20 protein-coding genes, 1 pseudogene and 1 riboswitch are annotated in these 19,517 nt (G+C 35.6%); of the genes and pseudogenes, 19 read left to right on the forward strand and 2 right to left on the reverse strand.

What is annotated here, in order from left to right; genetic code table 11:
• The 11 genes from CP357_RS00465 to CP357_RS00515 all read left to right on the forward strand — a co-directional run bounded on the left by CP357_RS00465 (window position 1) and on the right by CP357_RS00515 (window position 9,034).
• The gene (locus CP357_RS00465; RefSeq protein WP_025005739.1) at window positions 1-357 is read left to right on the forward strand and encodes a reductase; all 357 of its coding nucleotides are present in this window, start codon (window positions 1-3) and stop codon (window positions 355-357) included.
• Window positions 350-1,090 (forward strand): ScpA family protein, encoded by a 741-nt coding sequence (locus CP357_RS00470; protein WP_098036271.1) that lies wholly within the window; start codon window positions 350-352, stop codon window positions 1,088-1,090. Before CP357_RS00465 ends, CP357_RS00470 begins: the two co-directional genes overlap by 8 nt.
• Window positions 1,080-1,673 carry an SMC-Scp complex subunit ScpB gene (gene scpB, locus CP357_RS00475; RefSeq protein ID WP_098036272.1) on the forward strand — a complete coding sequence of 198 codons (594 nt, stop codon included), beginning with the start codon at window positions 1,080-1,082 and terminating at the stop codon, window positions 1,671-1,673. The genes CP357_RS00470 and scpB overlap by 11 nt, the downstream gene beginning before the upstream one ends.
• Window positions 1,673-2,389, forward strand: coding sequence for a pseudouridine synthase (locus CP357_RS00480; RefSeq protein ID WP_025005742.1), 717 nt, complete (start codon window positions 1,673-1,675; stop codon window positions 2,387-2,389). Before scpB ends, CP357_RS00480 begins: the two co-directional genes overlap by 1 nt.
• A gap of 28 nt (window positions 2,390-2,417) precedes the next feature.
• Window positions 2,418-2,530, forward strand: a riboswitch (FMN riboswitch).
• A gap of 80 nt (window positions 2,531-2,610) precedes the next feature.
• Window positions 2,611-3,300, forward strand: a complete 690-nt coding sequence (locus CP357_RS00485) for an ECF transporter S component (protein ID WP_025005743.1) — start codon at window positions 2,611-2,613, stop codon at window positions 3,298-3,300.
• Window positions 3,301-3,402: 102 nt separating this feature from the next.
• Window positions 3,403-3,870, forward strand: a complete 468-nt coding sequence (locus CP357_RS00490; protein ID WP_098036273.1) for an SAG1386/EF1546 family surface-associated protein — start codon at window positions 3,403-3,405, stop codon at window positions 3,868-3,870.
• A 52-nt stretch (window positions 3,871-3,922) separates the two neighbouring features.
• Entirely contained in the window at window positions 3,923-4,597 is a 675-nt protein-coding gene (gene cmk, locus CP357_RS00495; protein ID WP_098036274.1) for a (d)CMP kinase, read from the forward strand.
• 71 nt (window positions 4,598-4,668) lie between these two features.
• Complete coding sequence (rpsA, locus tag CP357_RS00500; protein WP_098036275.1) at window positions 4,669-5,880, forward strand: 30S ribosomal protein S1; 1,212 nt, start codon at window positions 4,669-4,671, stop codon at window positions 5,878-5,880.
• A gap of 67 nt (window positions 5,881-5,947) precedes the next feature.
• Window positions 5,948-7,255, forward strand: coding sequence for a ribosome biogenesis GTPase Der (der, locus tag CP357_RS00505; protein WP_098036276.1), 1,308 nt, complete (start codon window positions 5,948-5,950; stop codon window positions 7,253-7,255).
• Window positions 7,256-7,424: 169 nt separating this feature from the next.
• On the forward strand, window positions 7,425-7,700 hold the full coding sequence (locus CP357_RS00510; protein ID WP_003547110.1) for an HU family DNA-binding protein: 276 nt from the start codon (window positions 7,425-7,427) through the stop codon (window positions 7,698-7,700).
• A gap of 86 nt (window positions 7,701-7,786) precedes the next feature.
• Entirely contained in the window at window positions 7,787-9,034 is a 1,248-nt protein-coding gene (locus CP357_RS00515; protein ID WP_025005747.1) for a tetratricopeptide repeat protein, read from the forward strand.
• A gap of 40 nt (window positions 9,035-9,074) precedes the next feature.
• Here CP357_RS00515 and CP357_RS00520 read toward each other — a convergent pair whose 3' ends face one another.
• The gene (locus CP357_RS00520; protein ID WP_098036277.1) at window positions 9,075-9,962 is read right to left on the reverse strand and encodes a YitT family protein; all 888 of its coding nucleotides are present in this window, start codon (window positions 9,960-9,962) and stop codon (window positions 9,075-9,077) included.
• A 91-nt stretch (window positions 9,963-10,053) separates the two neighbouring features.
• Between CP357_RS00520 and CP357_RS00525 the strand changes: the two genes are divergently transcribed.
• Window positions 10,054-11,253: a CCA tRNA nucleotidyltransferase gene (locus CP357_RS00525; protein WP_025005749.1), complete on the forward strand. Its 1,200-nt coding sequence runs from the start codon at window positions 10,054-10,056 to the stop codon at window positions 11,251-11,253.
• Between the two features lie 34 nt (window positions 11,254-11,287).
• Here CP357_RS00525 and CP357_RS00530 read toward each other — a convergent pair whose 3' ends face one another.
• Window positions 11,288-11,980: a hemolysin III family protein gene (locus CP357_RS00530; RefSeq protein WP_025005750.1), complete on the reverse strand. Its 693-nt coding sequence runs from the start codon at window positions 11,978-11,980 to the stop codon at window positions 11,288-11,290.
• Between the two features lie 104 nt (window positions 11,981-12,084).
• On the opposite strand from CP357_RS00530, the gene CP357_RS00535 reads away from it, so the two are divergent.
• The 7 genes and pseudogenes from CP357_RS00535 to topA all read left to right on the forward strand — a co-directional run bounded on the left by CP357_RS00535 (window position 12,085) and on the right by topA (window position 19,512).
• The gene (locus CP357_RS00535; protein ID WP_087235574.1) at window positions 12,085-12,933 is read left to right on the forward strand and encodes a DegV family protein; all 849 of its coding nucleotides are present in this window, start codon (window positions 12,085-12,087) and stop codon (window positions 12,931-12,933) included.
• 2 nt (window positions 12,934-12,935) lie between these two features.
• Entirely contained in the window at window positions 12,936-13,166 is a 231-nt protein-coding gene (locus CP357_RS00540; protein ID WP_025005752.1) for a YozE family protein, read from the forward strand.
• Window positions 13,167-13,256: 90 nt separating this feature from the next.
• Window positions 13,257-14,799, forward strand: a pseudogene (locus CP357_RS00545) (cation:proton antiporter).
• Between the two features lie 22 nt (window positions 14,800-14,821).
• Entirely contained in the window at window positions 14,822-15,673 is an 852-nt protein-coding gene (gene ylqF / locus CP357_RS00550) for a ribosome biogenesis GTPase YlqF (protein WP_056945444.1), read from the forward strand.
• Entirely contained in the window at window positions 15,663-16,418 is a 756-nt protein-coding gene (locus CP357_RS00555; protein ID WP_098036278.1) for a ribonuclease HII, read from the forward strand. The genes ylqF and CP357_RS00555 overlap by 11 nt, the downstream gene beginning before the upstream one ends.
• A 59-nt stretch (window positions 16,419-16,477) precedes the next feature.
• Window positions 16,478-17,326, forward strand: coding sequence for a DNA-processing protein DprA (gene dprA / locus CP357_RS00560; RefSeq protein WP_087176178.1), 849 nt, complete (start codon window positions 16,478-16,480; stop codon window positions 17,324-17,326).
• A gap of 71 nt (window positions 17,327-17,397) precedes the next feature.
• The gene (gene topA / locus CP357_RS00565) at window positions 17,398-19,512 is read left to right on the forward strand and encodes a type I DNA topoisomerase (RefSeq protein WP_025005757.1); all 2,115 of its coding nucleotides are present in this window, start codon (window positions 17,398-17,400) and stop codon (window positions 19,510-19,512) included.
• The last annotated feature ends 5 nt before the right edge of the window (window positions 19,513-19,517 follow it).

Genomic DNA, 19,517 nt, shown 5'->3' on the forward strand with positions numbered 1-19,517 from the left:
ATGCTAATACAATATAAAAAAGACTATGAAAAAACGGCAATGGGATTACTCTCATATTTGCCTGATTTTAAAAATATTGAAAATCTAAAAGAAGAAGTAGGACTTAATCAAGAAGATAATGATTTTCTGCTTTATTTGTACCGTAATAAACAGAATAATATTGTAGGAGTGTTGGGTACACAAGTAACTAAGCAGTTTGTTGTGATCAGATATCTTTCTTTAGCTCCCGGTTTTCGTGAAATTAGTTATGAAAAAGAAATTGTCAGTGAGTTAAAAAATGAATACCCTGATAAAAGAGTTACCGCTGTACCTGAATATACCAATTTATTAAAAACTGTCGAAGAAGATAATGAATAAAAGTAATTTAACGTTAGAGTTACCTAATTTTGAGGGGCCATTAGATTTATTGCTCCATTTAATTCAATCGCAAAAAATAGATATTTATGATATTCCCATTGCTCAAATTACTAGTCAATATTTAGAGTACTTGAGGCAAATGCAAAGTCTGAATTTACAAATTGCTGGGGAATATTTTGTGATGTCTTCAACTTTGCTTAGAATAAAGTCACAATATTTATTGCCACAAAATGATTTTGTAGATGAAGTGGAAGCTGAAGATGATCCTCGGGATGAATTAGTACAGCAATTAGTACAATATTCAATTTTTAAAAAGATTTCTGCATATTTTAAAGAAAGAAATGAAGAAGTACCAATTGTTGTGTCAAAGGAAGCAAGTGTTTCAACTTCTGTTAAGGTTCAACCATTGCCTAAAGGACAAATTACTTCAAATGAACTGGCAACAACTTTTTCCATGGTTCTCCGCAGATTAAAGATGCGTCAACCGGATACTGCTTCAATTAAAGTGGCTGAGACTCCAATTAACGAAATGATTGATTATTTGCATCAGCGTTTGGCAAAAAAACGACAAGTCAGCTTTTTTAGTTGTACTGATCAAATGCATAGTATTTCTGATGTGATTGGTTTGTTTTTAGCAATGCTTGAATTGAGCAAAAAACACGAAATTCGAATTTTACAAGCAAGAGAATTTGGTGATTTAAATTTAGAAAGAATTGATGTAAATGGCAAGTAAAGAGGCAAATTTAGAAGCACTTTTATATGCGGCTGGTGATAATGGATTAGAAGAGCAAAATTTAATTGAAATGCTAGAGATTGATGGTGAAACTTTAGATAAGGTTGCCGAGAATTTGCAACGAAAGCTAACGAAGAATTCAGATTCTGGCTTGCAATTAATTCATATTGCTCATACATACAAGTTGACTACTAGTCCGCAAACAGCCAAGATTATTGAAAAATATTTTCAAAAAGATTTAACAAAAAACTTAAGTCAATCAGCTCTAGAAATTTTGGCAATTGTTGCATATCGTCAGCCTATTACTAGGGTAGAAATTGACGATATTCGTGGGGTTAATTCATCTGGAGCATTGCAGACATTAGTTTGGCGCGGTTTGATTAAAGCCGATGGCAAAAAAGATGCTCCTGGACATCCTAAATTGTATGTAACTACGGATTATTTCTTACAGTATTTTAATTATCATAGTTTAGCAGATTTGCCTTTAATAGAAGATTTTGCGGATAATGATAGTAATGGTGGAATAGATTTGTTTGAGGCAAAAGGAACCGCAGATAAGCAAATGCAGAAAGAGGAAAGATAATGGTAGAGAGACTGCAAAAAGTAATAGCAGAAGCAGGAATTGCTTCCAGAAGAAAAGCAGAAAAAATGATTGTAGCTGGCCGCGTGAAAGTGGATGGTAAGGTAGTTACTAAGCTAGGAACCAAGGTTGAAACTTTCAGTAATATTACGGTTGATGATGAACCAATTGAAAGAGAAAGCTTGCATACATATCTTTTCTATAAGCCACGTGGTGTTGTTTCTACTGCAGATGATGATAAGGGTAGAAAAACGGTTGTTGATTATTTTGAAGATGTGCCATATCGTTTATATCCAGTTGGCCGTCTTGATTATGATACTTCAGGTTTGCTTTTAATGACTAACGATGGTAAGTTAGCTAATTTATTAATGCACCCTAGAAATGAAGTATCTAAAGTTTATGTTGCTAAAATCAAGGGGATTTTAACTCCTGATGAGATTAAAACATTAACTACAGGGGTTAAATTGGATCGTTTTAAGGCTGCTCCAGCAAAGGTAAAGATTCTTAAAACAGATAAGCGTAAAGATACTCAAATTGTCCAATTGACTATCCACGAGGGACATTATCATCAAGTTAAGCGTATGTTTAAGGCTGTAGGACATTTAGTTGAAAAATTATCCCGTGAAAAATATGCATTTTTAACCTTAGATTCTCTTACTTCTGGACAATATCGCGAATTGTCAAAGCGCGAAGTTGACAAATTAATGAGATTAGATTAACTTATACTTAGAAATTAAATATATAGGTCATTGTCTTCAGGGCAGGGTGAAAATCCCGACCGGCGGTTAGAGTCCGCGACCCACGCAAGTGGCTGAATCTTTTGATACCGATAGTTAAAGTCTAGATGGAAGAAGACAGATCAATAAAGTAAATCTTACTTTACTTTATAAAGGTCTGTTGCTGGAGCAATAGACCTTTTTTGTAGGAAGGAAAGTAAGTCATGAGTAAATCTAGAGCAAATGCTACAGGATTAGCTAATATTATTGCGTATGCGTTAATTGGGTGTATTGCCTTTGTGGTAATGAAATTTGAATTTCCAATTATCCCTGGCGTAGGTTTTTTAAAGTTTGATTTTTCAGATGTAATTATTACAGTTGGAATGTTTATCTTTGGAGCTGTTCCAGGTGTAATTATTGCATTAATTAGAATGGTGTTAAGCTTGATTTTTGCTGGTTTTGCTTTACCAAGTGTAGTAGGTGAAATTGCAGCTTTTCTTGCTTCGATGTCTTTCTCTTTGCCATTTTATTTCTTTAGTAAGAATGTTACGGTTGAGAATAGAAAAACTAAGATGGGAATAGTTAAACCAATGTGTGGATTAATTATTGGTATTCTGGCAATGACCTGTGTGATGTCTTTAACTAACGCATTTATTTTGACTCCAGTATATGCAGTAACGGCGGTTCCTAATTTACCTGCGATTAATAGTTATGGTGCTTTGTATCACTTCACTGAGAAGGTTTATCTAGGTCAGTTATTACATTTACCATCTATGCAAGCTTATATTTTTACGATTATAGTGCCATTTAATTTATTAAAAGGTGTAATTAACAGTGTCGTTGTATATTTGCTTTTTGAGGCAACTATTAAGACGATTAAGCCATTTGTACGAAAAAGATTTAATTTGAATTAAAGTAAAATCCCATTAACTTTTTAAGTTGATGGGATTTTTCATATTCAAAGACTATTAAAGTATGCTAGAATTAATCCGTTAAGTGAATGGAGGAATTTACAGATGGATAAAAAATCAACAGGGCCATATCAACACTATGAACGGCCAACTGAAAAGCGAAGTTCACAAGATAAGCAGCCCAGTGGATCTGCTAGATGGATTGCAGTTATTGTGATTTTAGTTGTTATATTAATTGCATTAATCCCAGTTGTTCATCGTTTGTCATCAGGCCATTCTGAAAAAGCTGAAGAAGTTCAAACAGTTAAGAAGGTTTCTTCTAAAAAGTCATCTAAGGCAATTAAATCATCAAGTAAAGCTAAAAAGACTTCATCTTCAGCTAAGAAGAATTCTGTTGAGACTAGTTCAAGTTCATCTCAAAAGACTGAACCTAAGACTTATTTAGTTAAAGATGGTGATACTTTAACTAATATTGCAGAAAAATATGGCATGACTGTTGATCAATTAGCCAGATTAAATAATCTTGAAGATTCTTCAAACATCAATGTTGGCCAAACACTTAAATTTAGATAATCTTTCAGAAAGGGTAAAAGAGGTCGAGCAGTAAGATCTCTTTTTTATTAAAATGCAAGTAGCAGTAGATGGACCTGCATCAGCAGGTAAAAGCACGGTTGCTAAAATCATTGCTAAAAAGCTGTCTTACGTTTATATAGACACTGGTGCAATGTATCGTGCATGTACAGTTATTGCTCGTAATCATAAGCTAGATTACGGGGATGAAGCAGGAATTTTGCAAGCTATTGATGAAGATGGAATTGAATTGAAATCTGAACATGGTGAGCAAAAGGTGTATGTAGCAGGAAAAGATGTTTCTAAAGAAATTAGAACACCAGAAATTTCTGCTAATGTGTCACAAGTTTCTGCTTTGCCTAAAGTACGAGAAAAAATGGTTAGTTTACAACGTCAAATGGCAGGTAAAACTAATGTAATCATGGATGGTCGTGATATTGGTACGACCGTTTTACCAGATGCGGAAGTAAAGATCTTCTTAGTGGCTTCTGCTAGATCTCGTGCTGAGCGTCGACTTTTAGATTTTAAAGAGCGCGGCATTGAATCTAATCAGACAGTGGATGAAATCGAACAAGATATTGCAGCAAGGGACTATAAAGACTCACACCGCAAGATTTCACCATTAAAAAAGGCAGATGATGCAATTGAAATTGATACTACAAATATGTCAATTGAGCAGGTTGTAGACGCAATTTTAGCCGAAATCGAAAAAAGTCAAAAAATTTTTTAAAAAAACAGCACAAAATAGTAGAAAAATATCAAACTTTCCTTTAAAATGGGACATGATATTGGGAGGTACATATGTCAGAAAACAGTAATCAATTTTTAGACGCATTAAAGCAAATGCAAGGAGTTGAGGTCGGAGATATTGTCGATGTCGAAGTATTAGACGTTGAAGACGGCCAAATCGATGTTGGCGTTGTAAACGCTGGTGTTGAAGGAGTTATTACTCGTCGTGAATACACTTCAGATCGTAACGCAGACTTACATGATTTAGTTAAGCCTGGCGACAAGTTCAAGGCCTTAGTATTAAGAAGAGCCGGTGGCGATAAGGAAAATGGTGAATTCTTCTTCTCAGTTACCCGCTTGAAGGAAAGAGAAGCTTACGACAAGTTACAAAAGGACTTCGAAGAAGGAAATGCTATCGAAGGTACTGTAACTTCATCAGTTCGTGGTGGTTTACTTGTAGATGTTGGTACACGTGGTTTCTTGCCAGCTTCATTAATTTCAAACCGTTACGTTTCAGATCTTAAGCCATACATTGGTAAGACTATGAAGCTTAAGATTACTGAAATTGATCCTAACAAGAACCGTTTGATTCTTTCACACAAGGATTTAGTTGAAGAAGAACGTGAAGAAGCATTTGATAAGGTTGCATCACAATTAGTTGTTGGTGACGTTATCGAAGGTAAGGTTTCACGCTTAACTAACTTCGGTGCATTTATCGATGTCGGGGGTGTTGACGGTTTAGTTCACATTTCAGAAATTTCTTACAAGCATGTTGATAAGCCAAGTGATGTTTTGAAGGCTGGTCAAGATGTTAAGGTTAAGGTCATTGGTATTGACAATGACAGACATCGTATTTCCCTGTCTATTAAGCAAACTGAACCTTCACCATTTGAACAAGCTACAGCTGACTTAAACGAAGGCGATATTTTTGAAGGCGAAGTTAAGTCATTAACTAACTTTGGTGCATTTGTTGAAGTTACTGACGGTATTCAAGGTTTAGTACACGTTTCAGAAATTTCAAACAAGCACGTTGACAAGCCAAGCGATGTTTTGAAGGTTGGTCAAACTGTTAAGGTTAAGGTTTTGAACATTGACCCAAGTGACAGAAGAATTTCACTTTCAATCAAGGCTGCTGACTCAAACGCTTCTTCATCAGATAACCACAGTTCTCGTCCACATCGTTCACGTAACGAAAACTCAGTTAACAAGAAGTACATGGGTGACAACGATAACGGCTTTGCATTAGGTGACATCATTGGTGACCAATTAAAGGACCGTAAGTAGTCATTTCTGTTAAAAAAGCCGACTCTGTGTCGGCTTTTTTATTTTTATATTTTTAAAGGAGGGGCATATGGCTTTACCAGTTGTTGCAATCGTTGGACAACCAAATGTAGGTAAATCTACACTTTTTAATAGAATAATCAATCAACGCTTAGCAATCGTAGAAGATAAACCCGGTGTTACTCGTGATCGTAATTATGCTCAAGCTGAATGGATGGGCCATAAATTTGATTTGATCGATACAGGTGGTATTACCTGGGAAGGCGGAAAAATCGAAGAAGAGATCCGTGCACAGGCTGAGATTGCAATTGAAGAAGCAGATGTCATCGTGATGTTAACTAATGTAGTAAATCATGTGACTGATCTTGATGATAGAATTGCACATCTTCTTTATCGCACTAAAAAACCGGTAATTTTAGCGGTTAATAAGGCAGATAATCCTGAGCAAAGAAATGATATTTATGATTTTTATAGTTTAGGATTAGGTGATCCAATTCCTGTCTCTAGTAGTCATGGTACGGGAATCGGTGATTTGCTAGATGAAATAGTTAATGATTTTCCAGCAGAAAAAGATAGCGAAGCTGATGACGTCATTTCATTTAGCGTAATTGGACGACCAAATGTAGGTAAATCTTCAATTGTTAATAAATTATTGGGTGAAGATCGAGTAATTGTTGCAAATGAAGAAGGTACTACTCGTGATGCAGTTGATACGCCATTTACTAAAGACGGAATTAAATTTAAAGTTGTAGATACTGCTGGTATTAGAAGACGTGGAAAAGTCTACGAAAAAACCGAGAAGTACTCTGTCTTGCGAGCTATGGCTGCTATTGAACGCTCAGACGTGGTTTTACTTGTTCTTGATGCAAGTACAGGCATTAGAGAACAAGACAAGCACGTGGCCGGATATGCCCATGAAGCAGGGCGCGGAATTATCATTGTTGTAAACAAGTGGGATTTACCAAAGAAAAATAGTACTAGTGCTAAAGAATTTGAACGCGAGATTAGAGCTGAATTTCAATATTTGGATTATGCTCCAATTTTGTTTGTTTCAGCTAAAACTGGTCAACGTCTTGATCAAATTCCATCAATGGTTAAAGAAGTTTATGACAATCAAAATCAACGTATTCAATCAAGCGTGTTGAATGATTTATTGCTTGAAGCAAGTAAGTTAGTTCCAACACCAATGGTTAAGGGAAAGAGATTGCGCGTTTACTATATGACACAGGTAAGTACCAATCCACCAACTTTTGTTGTTTTTGTCAATGATCCAGAATTAATGCACTTTTCTTACGAACGATTTTTGATTAATCAATTGCGACAAAACTTTGATTTTGCTGGAACTCCGATCAAAATTCTTCCACGTAAGAGAAAATAATGAAAAAAACACCAATATTTTGTAAAAATCCTTGTTGTAACAGGGGTTTTGTGATATTTTGGTTTCTAGGAAACAATGATTAGTCTAGATCTAGATCATTATTCCTTGTTTTTTCAAAACAAAGAAAAAACTTTGAACTTCGGGTTCAAATTCAGGAGGTGAAATATTTATGGCAAATAAAGCTGAATTAGTTTCTGAAGTTGCTTCAAAGACTAAGTTAACCAAGAAGGAAGTTGCTGCTGCTGTTGATGCTATCTTTGGCTCAATTCAAGACAACCTTGCTAAGGGTGAAAAGGTACAATTAATCGGTTTTGGTACTTTTGAAGTACGTCACCGTGCAGCACGTAAGGGTCGTAACCCACAAACTGGTGATGAAATCGAAATCCCAGCTAGTGAAGTACCTGCATTTAAGCCAGGTAAGGCTCTTAAAGAAGCTGTTAAGTAAGATACTTAACCTTAGTTTAAAAAGACGTTGGACTTTGTTCCAGCGTCTTTTTTTAGTACAATTAAAGTCTGACTGGAGGCAAAATAATGAGTTATTCAGAACAATTACTTGATTCAATTCAAAACCATGATTTTTCACAAAGCAAACATCTTTTAAAAGAAGCATTAGATAAAGATGACCCTGAAATTTTATCTTCTTTAGCGGAAAATCTGACCGATTTAGGATTTACAGATTTAGCTAAAGAAGTTTATCGCGCTTTAATTGCAAAATTTCCTCAGGAAGACTTATTTAAAGTCTATTTGGCAGAAATTATGCTTAATGATGGAGATGAAGATGATGGTCTCTCGCTTCTGTATGGCGTTTCTAAAGAGTCTTCAGCCTATCTGGATAGTTTACTTGTACAAGCAGATTACTACCAAACAAGCGGCTTAATTGAGACAGCTAAAGATAAATTGCTTCAAGCTCTTAAACTTGCTCCAGAAGAGGATGCAATTAAATTTGGATTAGCTGAACTTGACTATTTAAGTGGAAACTATGAACAAGCCTTATCTTTATACCAAGATTTAATTCAGCGCCAGAAAACTTTTGGTGAAGTTAACCTAAATCAAAGATTAATTGCTACTAACGCAAAATTAGGCAATTACGAAGCAGCCGCAAAAATTATTAGAGAGCACAGCAGTAGCCTGCTAGATATTGATAGCAAGTATGAAGCTGGGCTAGTAATGCTAGCTGTTGGTGATGATGATCAGGCTATTAAGCTATTAGACGAAGTAATAGATCAAAGTCCTGATTATGTCAATGCTTATCCTTTACTTGCTCAAGCTTATGAACATAAGCATGATAACGAGCAAGTATTGCGCAGCGTACAAGCAGGATTAGCCTATAATGAATTAGATGAAACTCTTTATTCAATGGGGGCGCGTGCAGCCGCAAATTTGAATCAGTTGGACACTGCGGCAGATTTGCTCGAGAAGGGGCTTAAACAGGCGCCTGACAACAGTGAATTACGGATGCAACTATCTAACCTATATTTGCATCGACACCAGAATAAGCAAAATATTGCCTTATTCAAAGACTTTGATAATGAGAACATTGATGCTCAAGCTCACTGGAATATGGCTTTGTCATATGAACGTCTAGATGATACAGAAAAAGCACAAAGTGAATTTTTATTGGCTTATCCAGATTTTAAAGAGAATCCAGATTTCTTGCATCAAATGATTATGTTCTTTAGTGTTCAAAACAATCCTGATATTACTAAACAGTTATTGCAAAAATATCTTGAATTAGTACCCGAAGATATGGAAATGCAAGATTTGTACAATAATTTGTAAAAAATAAACGTCTGAGAAAATTGCTTTTCTCGGACGCTTTTTATTTACGGATTAATAAGTGATGCCGTTTTTGCTTATATGTAAATCCTTCACCTAACGCTTCGTGAACTTCAATAATTGACACAAATGCATTAGGATCTTCCTGCCTAATTAGTTGTTTAATAGTCGCTATTTCTCTAGGAGACACGACTACGTAGATTACTCGTTTATCATCTTGTTTATAACCACCTAGAGCTTTAAAGTAAGTAAAACCACGATCAAGTTTTAAATCAATCATTTTACCAATTTGTTCATACTTATTAGAAATAATTAATAAACCACGTGCACTATAAGCACCTTGTTGTACAGTATCCATTACGCGTGATAAGACAAAAGAAGCAAGCAAAGTATACATCATATGCTTGAGATCTAGATAGGACAGGGATGCAAATAAAACTACAGCATCACAGAATAGCAGCATTTTGCCAGATGAAATGCTAAATTTGATTTGACAAATTCGAGCAATAATATCAGTCCCGCCAGAGGTACCGTTATATCTGAAAACCAGCCCTAAACCTATACCTGAGAGTACACCTGCTGAAATTGCAGAAAGGAAGAGGTCGTGTTCTAAATCTAATTGTTTTATAATAGGTACTGAACGCCAAAACCAAAGAAAAAAGGAAAGGCAGAGCGTTCCCCAGATTGTATAGGTTAATAAGCGTTTGCCCATAAAACGATAACCTAATATGATTAATGGGATATTAAGTACTAGGGTGGAAAGTCCCATATTAATATTCCAAAAATGGCGTAAGATAAGTGAAATACCACTTATTCCACCGTCGGCTAATTCATTGGGAACTGAAATGATTTCCAAGCTTAGTCCATAGATGGCACATCCTAATGCAATCATAAAGATATCAATCGCGGTAGATTTATTGATTTTAAGCATAATGATTACCTCCTTTATGTCTTTCCCTTCATTTTAACAAACTAAAAGTGAAAAGTTATAAATAAAGAAATTAAGAATTGAGATTTTGCTAATGATTAAAGTAGATAAATTACCAGAAGTATTTATTAAAGCAATGCCGGTTTTACAGATTTTAGAAGATGCCGGCTTTGAAGCATATTTTGTCGGTGGTTCAGTGAGAGACCTTTTACTTGATAGACATGTTCATGATGTAGATATTACTACTAGTGCCTATCCTGAAGAAGTTAAAGAGCTTTTTGAAAAGTCGATTGATACAGGAATTAAGCATGGTACGGTAACCGTTTTGTATGGCGGTGAAAGCTATGAAATTACCACTTTTAGAACTGAATCTGGTTATCAAGATTTTAGAAGACCAGATCATGTTACATTTGTACAAAACCTTGATGAAGATTTAAAGCGCAGAGATTTTACAATTAATGCACTAGCAATGGATCTTCATGGGCAAATTGTTGACCTGTTTAATGGTATAGAAGATTTAAAAAATCATATTATTCGTGCGGTTGGTGATCCTGAAAAGAGATTTCATGAAGATGCATTAAGAATGATGCGGGCAGTTCGTTTTACCAGTCAATTAAAATTCAATTTGGAAGAAAAGACTGGACAAGCAATTAAGGATAATCATGAACTTTTAAAGAAAATTTCGGTAGAACGAATTCGGGATGAATTTGTAAAGATGGGATTGGGTCCTCATTCAAGACAAGCTTTTCAGATTTTCCTTGATACGCAATTAAGTGAAGATGTTCCTGACTTTGCAGGAAAAAAAGAATTACTGCAAATTTATCCACGTTTGCAGTTTAGTCCAACTCTTGAAACAAGTTTGTGGTCATTGATTATTATTCTACTTAAGCTTCCTAATGAAGAAATCAGTCGATTTATGCGAGATTGGAAAAATTCTAATGCTATGACTGAACAGGTAGGACGTATTATTAAATTCTTTGACCTTATTTCTGATTATACTCCGAATGATTATGAATTATTCCAAGCAGGTGAAAGGACAATAATTAATACTATCGATGTGGCTCATATTTTGGGACAGCCTGTTGCTTCGGAAGCGTTGGTTGATCGTTATATGGCTTTGCCGATTAAAAAGCCAGCTGAGCTTGCAATAGATGGACGCTTTTTAATTAAGCATGGGATGCGTCCTGGTGCTCAATTAGGACATACTCTTAATCAAATTAGAGAATTAGTAGTTTCAAGCAGATTAGAGAATAGTCCAGATGCAATAGAAAAGTATTTAGAAAATTTAGATTAACTAAAAAAGATGTATCAGAATTGATACATCCTTTTTAAACGTAAAGTAAAACGGAAAAATACATTAAAATTGAACCTAACATGACGAATAAATGCCAAACCGTATGGATAAATGGCACATTACGCATACTGAATAAAATCGCTCCGACCGTATAAGCAATACCACCACTGACTAATAGCCAAAAGCCTGTTGGGCTAAGACGCACATACAAGTATGAACCGGATAAAATTACTAACCAGCCCATAGCAACGTAAAGTACGGTGTCGAGAATTACATGCTTTCCTCGGTTGAAAATATAATAGATGATTCCAAAGATCGTTAATCCCCAGATCAAGCCAAATAATGTCCAACCCCATGCACCGCCAATTGCAACTAAAGAGTATGGGGTATATGAACCTGCAATCAAGAGAAAAATTGAAGAATGGTCGAAAATCTGGAAGACATTTTTAGCTCGCGTAAAAACTAAACTATGATATAAAGTTGAAAACAAATATAACAAGACTAGGCATGAACCATAAATAGTAAAAGTTACTATGCGCATGGGACTGCCAGTATGTGCAGCTTTAACAATTAAAACTACTAAGCCTGCAACAGCTAGACCAAAGCCGATGCCATGTGTAATAGCACTAAAAATGTTATCAAGTAAATAGTATCTTTCCGATCTTAATTTTGGCTCCTGCCAAAGTTTTTTCATTTTTGTGATGCAACAATCCAACAATCCAATCATTCCTTTTTTCTTCTGGAAAATTTTTGATATACTAACTATATGTTACTTGCTCATATTTTATCATAAAAATTAAAGTGAGCATCTTAGAATAGGGGTCGAATACATTGTCAAAAATTAAAATTATGACAGATTCCTCAGTTCAATTAACTGAAGAAGAAATAAAAAAATATGATATTACTGTTGTACCTTTGTCAGTAACTATTGATGGTAAGACATATGTTGACGGTGTAGATATTACTAGACGCGACTTTATTGAAAGAATGGATGAAGGCAGTGATGTGCCTAAGACCAGTCAGCCTCCAATTGGTCGCTTTGTAGAAACAATTAAAAAGTTGACTGCTGATGGCAGTGAAGTGTTAGGAATCTTTTTGGCTAAGTCTCTTAGTGGAACAATCGATGCCGCTAAGCAAGCAGCTCAAATGGTTCCTGATGCTAAGGTCGTATGCCATGATTCTGGTTATACAGATCGAAGCGAAGGCTATGAAGTCCTTGCTGCAGCTAAAGATGCTCAAGCAGGCAAGTCTATTGATGAAATCTTGGATCATCTGAAGAAAATGGAAGACAATATGTATTTGGAAATGATGATTCCTGATTTAACCAATATTGTAAAAGGCGGCCGACTTGGAAAATTGGCTAGTCGTGTAGTCAGCATGTTAAATATTAGAATCTTCTTGCAAATGAAGAATGGGAAAGTCTTAGTACCTAAAAAGGGACGGGGCAAGAAATTCACCGAAAAGTTTAATGATATGTTGGTTGACCAATTGAAGGAATTGGGCGATCAGGTTAAGCAAGTAGGTATTTCATATGTTGATACACTAGATGATATGGAAAAATTAGCTGCTCGTTTTAAGGAAGTAAATCCTAATTTAGATATTTTGATTCGAGAAACTAGTCCAATTATTATTACTCATGCAGGTCATGGTGCCTACGCAGTTATGTTTTATACGGAGTAAAAATGGCTTATCGAGAAAGTTTTTATCGTTATTTGATGACGCAGCGTGATGCGGATTCTTCAGATGAAATAGCACAATTTGCGAATAACGCACAGCATGATCTGACTTTTCCTAAGCAGGAACAAGATTATGAAAAATTGTCAGATTATTTAGAACTTAATGCTAGTTATTTACCAAGTATGTCTATTTTTGATCGTGCATATAGAATGTATGAAGACAAAATGATGTATTAAGCCCAAGCCTCTGTTGCCTGGGCTTTTTCATTGGATGAGAAATAAAATGGAAGTAATAATTTTATTGGAGTGCTCGTCTTTGCTGTTGCCATGGCAACGATGATCCAGCAACGATTTTTACAAAAAATATCAGTTAATTATATTGCCCTAGTTATTGGGATGGCGATTGCGTTAGTGCCGCAGACCAATCTTTTAATTGAAAATTTTAATTCAGAAGTCTTTTTGGGCTTGATTGTCGCACCGCTCTTATTTTTTGAGGGCCAAAGAACTCGGCTATATAGTATTTTACGTAGCTGGCGTGCAATCCTTGGCTTAACGGTAGTAATGATCGTGTTAGCAACAGTTGTAGCAGGATTGGGAGTTTATGCTATAGGACTTTCTCTGCCACTATCATTTATTTTGGCATCTGTTTCTACACCAACAGATGCAACGGCAACTGAATCAGTCATTCACGGGCTAAAGCTGCCTAAAAAAATATCTTAAAGATGAATCTTTATTTAATGATGCGTCCGGTATTATACTGCTCAATATGGCAGTAGATTGGTATATTCATAAGCAGCTTCATGTTGGTAAAGCGATTATTGACCTCCTTTATTCTGCTGGTGGTGGAATTGTGCTAGGAATTTTAATCGCGGCTATTCTAGTCTTTTTGAGGCAAAAGAGCTTCAGATCAAAATACCATTTGGTATCTGATGTAAAGATGCCCATGGAAGTTTTATTCTTTTTGACACCTTTTATTATTTATTTTGTAGCTGAAGAAATTCATGTTTCAGGGATCATAGCTGTGGTAGCTGCGGGTTTACTTCACAACGTAGAATCTGAGCGTAGTCGTTTAACGAATGCATCGATTTTTTACAGTAATCACCAATTTTCACAATTAATAATTGATATTTTAAATGGTGCTGTCTTTTTGCTTTTAGGAATTATTATTATTCGATCAATGCGCGATGATGTTTTCAATCAACAGACGATTGAGGCAATTTTAATTGGTATAATTTTATATGTTGCGAATTTGGCAGTGCGCTTTTTCTATTGTCGATTTTCACCATCAATTAAAGGAAAAGTCAGTTCAAAGGACGCATTAATCTTTAGTTTAGGTGGAATTCATGGTGCAGTGACTTTTGCCTTGGCTTATACTTTAAGTGAAATGAGCGTTAATATTGCTGATTTTCATTTGATTTTAGTTAGTGAAATTGTATTGATTTTATTAAGTTTAATAGTTCCTACAGTTGTGTTTAGATTTATTTTGGAAAAAGACAAGCCTGATTTAGATCAAAGGAAAGAAGTAAATCGTGTACGCAAGGCGATGGTTCATTATGCACTAAAGCAGATGAATCAGGTTTATTTGCCTAAAAAGATTCGCAAGCAGCTAGAGTTCGATTTGCGAACACAAATGAATCAAACTTCTATTAAGGATTTTATTAGAGAAGTTAAATATACTGTTAAACAAGAAGAATTAACAGATGATCAAAAAGAATTTAGAGCGGAAGTTTATCGCTATGCTTTTAGACAAGAACGTAATTATTTAGGAAAAATTGCACAGCAAGAACAAGAGTATCGGCATGGCTTTTTGGTATTATATCGAGAAATTTTGATTGCGGAAGTAATTTTCTTAGGTGATGAAGAAGAATAATATTAAAGAAAGAAGAGATAATATGGCAACAATTCAATGGTATCCAGGTCACATGAATAAGGCTCGAAATCAGCTCGAAGACAAATTAGGCTTGATCGATGTTTTAGTTGAAGTTCTTGATGCTAGAATTCCCGAATCATCAAGAAATCCAATGATAGAAGAATTAGTAGGCAATAAGCCTCATATTATTATTTTGAATAAAGCAGATTTAGCTGATCCTGCTTTAACTAAAAAGTGGGCCACTAAATTAAGTGGACCAGGTAAATATGTCTTGGCTATTGATTCACTGCATAATACCAATATGCAAAAGTTAATCTCAATGGTTAAAAAAGCTGCTGCAGAAAAGACTAAAAAACTGGAAGCTAGAGGTGCCTCAAATCCTACGATTAGAATAGCTCTTGCAGGTATTCCTAACTGCGGCAAATCGACCATCATTAATCGCTTAGTAGGACGCAATGTGGCTGAAGTAGGTAATAAGCCGGGCGTTACGAAAGGCCAAAGATGGCTAAAGACCAGTAGTAATATTCAAGTTTTGGATACACCGGGTATCTTATGGCCTAAGTTTTCAGATCAAGAAGTTGGTTATAAGTTGGCTGCCTTTGGTGCAATTAAGGATAGCGTATTTCATGCTGATGATGTGGCTTTATATGTACTTGAGAATTTACGCCAGCACTATTTGAAAGATTTGACTAAGTTTTCTAAGTTAAATAGTGCAGATATTGAGAATTTGTCAGATCCGGATATTCTTTTAGCAATGACTGAAAAATATGGTATGCGTGATGATTATGATAGATTTTCACTATTTATGTTGCAGCGATTACGTAAGGGCGCAATTGGAAGAATTACGTTAGATAGGCCAAGCAATGACGATTAAAGAAGTAAAAGAATTATTATCATCAAATGATGTAACTGAGGCTCAATTAGCGGAATTAGAAAAAGATCCTCGGGTGGGCGTACAGAAATTAATAGTTAGTTATCGAAAAAAGCAAGCTAAGTTATTAGCAAAGAAAGAAGCTTTTTTAGAACGCTTTTCATATGAAAAACAATTTTGGCAAAAAGGAGAATTAGTCGCTGGCGTTGATGAAGTTGGTCGTGGACCTTTGGCTGGGCCAGTAGTCACAGCTGCTGTGATTATTGATCATAATTTTGATTTATTAGAAGTGAATGATTCTAAAAAATTAAGCCCTGAAAAAAGACTGCAACTTTATCCTAAGATTTTGTCAGAAGCTGTCAGCGTCGGAATTGGCGTCAAAAGTGCCGCTGTAATTGATCAGATTAATATCTATGAAGCAGACCGTCAGGCGATGGCTCAAGCAGTAAAAGCTCTTGATGTAAAACCTGATGCACTCTTGGTTGATGCTATGAATGTACCAATAGATATACCCCAAATTGAGTTGATCAAGGGGGATGCTAAATCCAATTCTATTGCAGCTGCGTCTATTGTTGCTAAGGTATTTCGGGATAAATTGATGGATGATTATGATAAAATTTATCCACAATATGGTTTTCCTAGAAATGCGGGTTATGGCACTAAGGAACATATTGAAGCGTTAAAGAAATATGGTCCAACTCCGATTCACCGTAAGACTTTTGCTCCTGTAAGTGATTTTTTTAAATAAAATTCGATTTTAAAAGAAAAAAGTCTTTTTTTTTGCGTAATAAATAGTGGAGGCTTTTTATGAAAAAGAAAGAATTTTTATTAAGACTAAAATTGCAAAAGGGTGTCGGCTACGTAAAATTATTAACGATTGCCAATCAAATGAAGCCGGGATTAGAAATTGAAATTGATGATTTAAACGAGATGGATTTATCAGAAAAATTGATAAATGCATGTCAATTGGCTTTTAATGATGATAAATTAGCCAAACTGACTAGCCAAATTGAGCGGCAATGTATTGTAATTAGTTTCTTTGATGAAGAGTATCCTGAAAAACTCCGGCAGATTTATCGTCCGCCTTTAATTTTATTTGCACAGGGAAATTTGTCTTTATTAAAGAAGGATATCGTAACAATTGTTGGTTCGCGTTATCCGACACGCTACAGCAGGGATGTAATTAATCGATTAGTTCCAAATTTGCTTGATCAAAATAAAGTAATTGCTAGCGGTTTAGCTAGGGGAGTAGATGCCTTGGCACATGAAGCCACTTTAAAAAATGAAGGTCGTACTATTGCCGTAGTTGGCAATGGCTTGAACCATTCTTATCCTACAGAAAATTATTCCTTGCAAGAGCAAATAAAAAATAATGGTTTAATTATTAGTGAATACCTGCCAGATACGCCGCCGAGGCCCTATAGATTTCCCGAGCGTAACAGGATTCTTGCTGGTTTGAGTGAAAGTATCATTGTTACAGAGGCCAAAGAAAAGTCTGGTTCACTAATTACTGCGAGCTTAGGATTACAAGAAAATAGAGATATTTATGCAGTCCCTGGTCCAATTACTAGTAAGTTGTCGGCAGGTCCTAATCAGTTGATTGAAGCGGGCGCTACACCAATTGTTGATTTTAAATTCAAAAACGAAAAGATTTGACAATTAACAAAGTATTATTTATCTTTGGACTGTATAAAGTAAAAAATAATATTTAAATAAGGAGGCATTTAATGCCTACTAAAGCAAAAAGTAAATCAAAAACTAAAAAACGTAAAAAAACTTTAGTCATTGTGGAATCTCCTGCAAAGGCTAAAACTATTGAAAAATATTTGGGTAGAAATTATCACGTTATTGCCTCAAAAGGCCATATTCGTGATTTACCTAAGTCTCAAATGGGGATTGACTTTGAAGATAACTATAAGCCAAAGTATATTTCCATTCGTGGCAAAGGTGACACAATTAAAGAACTTAAAAGCGAAGCTAAAAAAGCTAAAGAAGTCTACTTGGCATCCGACCCCGATCGTGAAGGGGAAGCTATTGCTTGGCACGTTGCGCATGCTCTTAATTTAGATGAGAATGCCAAAAATCGAGTAACTTTTAACGAAGTTACCAAAGATGCGGTTAAAGAAAGTTTTAAGCATCCACGAACAATCGATATGGATACTGTTGATGCTCAACAAGCTCGTCGTGTTCTTGACCGAATCGTAGGTTACTCACTTTCCCCAATTTTATGGGCTAAAGTGAAAAAAGGTTTGAGTGCTGGTCGTGTTCAATCTGTTGCTTTGAAGCTAGTTATTGATCGTGAAAAAGAGATTAAGAACTTCAAGCCTAAGGAATACTGGACAATTGATGCCGAGTTTGCAAAAGACAAAGAAAAGTTTAAGTCTGCTTTTTATGGTGTTGATGGCAAGAAGACAGAATTGCCAAATATTGATGCAGTTAAAGAAGTTTTAGCAAAGATTGATAAGAAGAAAGACTTTATTGTTGAAAAAGTTGTTTCTCGTCAACGTCGCAGACAGCCTGCTGCACCATTTACTACTTCAACTATGCAACAAGAAGCTAATAAACGCTTAGGCTATAGAACTCGTAGAACTATGAGCATTGCACAGCAATTATATGAAGGAATTAGTCTAGGCAAGCAGGGCACTGTTGGTTTAATCACCTATATGAGAACTGACTCTAAACGAACTTCTCCAGTTGCTCAACAAGAAGCTTCAAAGTTCTTGCATGAAAATTATGGAGCAGAATTTGCTGCTAAGAGTCAAAGACATTTTAAGAATCAGGAAGATGCTCAAGATGCCCACGAAGCAATTCGTCCAACTAGCGTATATAGAACTCCTGAATCATTAAAGGATGTTTTAACTAAAGAGCAATACCGTTTGTATAAACTAATCTGGTCACGTTTCTTAGCTAGTGAAATGACTCCTGCTGTTTATGACACTGTTAGAGCAGATATTGTGCAAAATGGCGTAATTTTTAGAACTACTGGTTCAAAAATGAAATTTGCTGGTTTTACTAAAGTTTATGATAATCAGCAAGAAAAGAATGTTGAATTGCCAGACTTGCAAGAAGGCGATCAAGTTAAAATGACCAAGTCAGATAACAAGCAGCACTTTACTTTACCCCCTGCTCGTTATACTGAAGCTAGCTTGGTTCACGCTCTAGAAGAAAATGGTGTTGGACGTCCATCAACTTATGCACCTACAATTGATACTATTCAACGTCGCTATTACGTCAAGTTAGATGGTCGTTCAATTGTTCCAACTGAATTAGGTGAAATTGTTGATACATTAGTTGAAGAATTTTTCCCAGACATTGCTAATGTAGACTATACTGCTCATCTTGAGAATGAATTAGATGAAGTCGAAGATGGTAAAAAGCAATGGGTAAGTGTAGTTGACGAATATTACCAACCATTTAAGAAGGAATTGAACAAAGCAGATAGCGAAATTCAAAAGGTACAAATTAAAGACGAACCAGCTGGATTTAACTGCGATATCTGTGGTGCACCGATGGTAATTAAGATGGGACGTTATGGCAAGTTCTATGCATGTTCACGTTTCCCAGATTGTCGTAATACTAAACCAATTGTGAAGAAGATTGGTGTGGTTTGTCCTAAGTGTGGTAAAGGTGAAGTGGTAGAAAAGAAATCACGTAGAAATCGCAAATTCTATGGCTGTTCACGTTATCCAGAATGTGATTTTGTATCATGGGACAAACCAATTGGCAGGAACTGCCCTAACGATGGTCATTTCTTAGTAGAAAAGCATTCGAAGAAGGGACCAGTTATCTTGTGTCCAAATGGTGATTACCGTGAGGAACCACAAGAAAATGAAGATAAATAAGATTA

Source organism: Lactobacillus sp. UMNPBX6 (assembly GCF_002553975.1).
GTDB lineage: Bacteria > Bacillota > Bacilli > Lactobacillales > Lactobacillaceae > Lactobacillus > Lactobacillus gallinarum.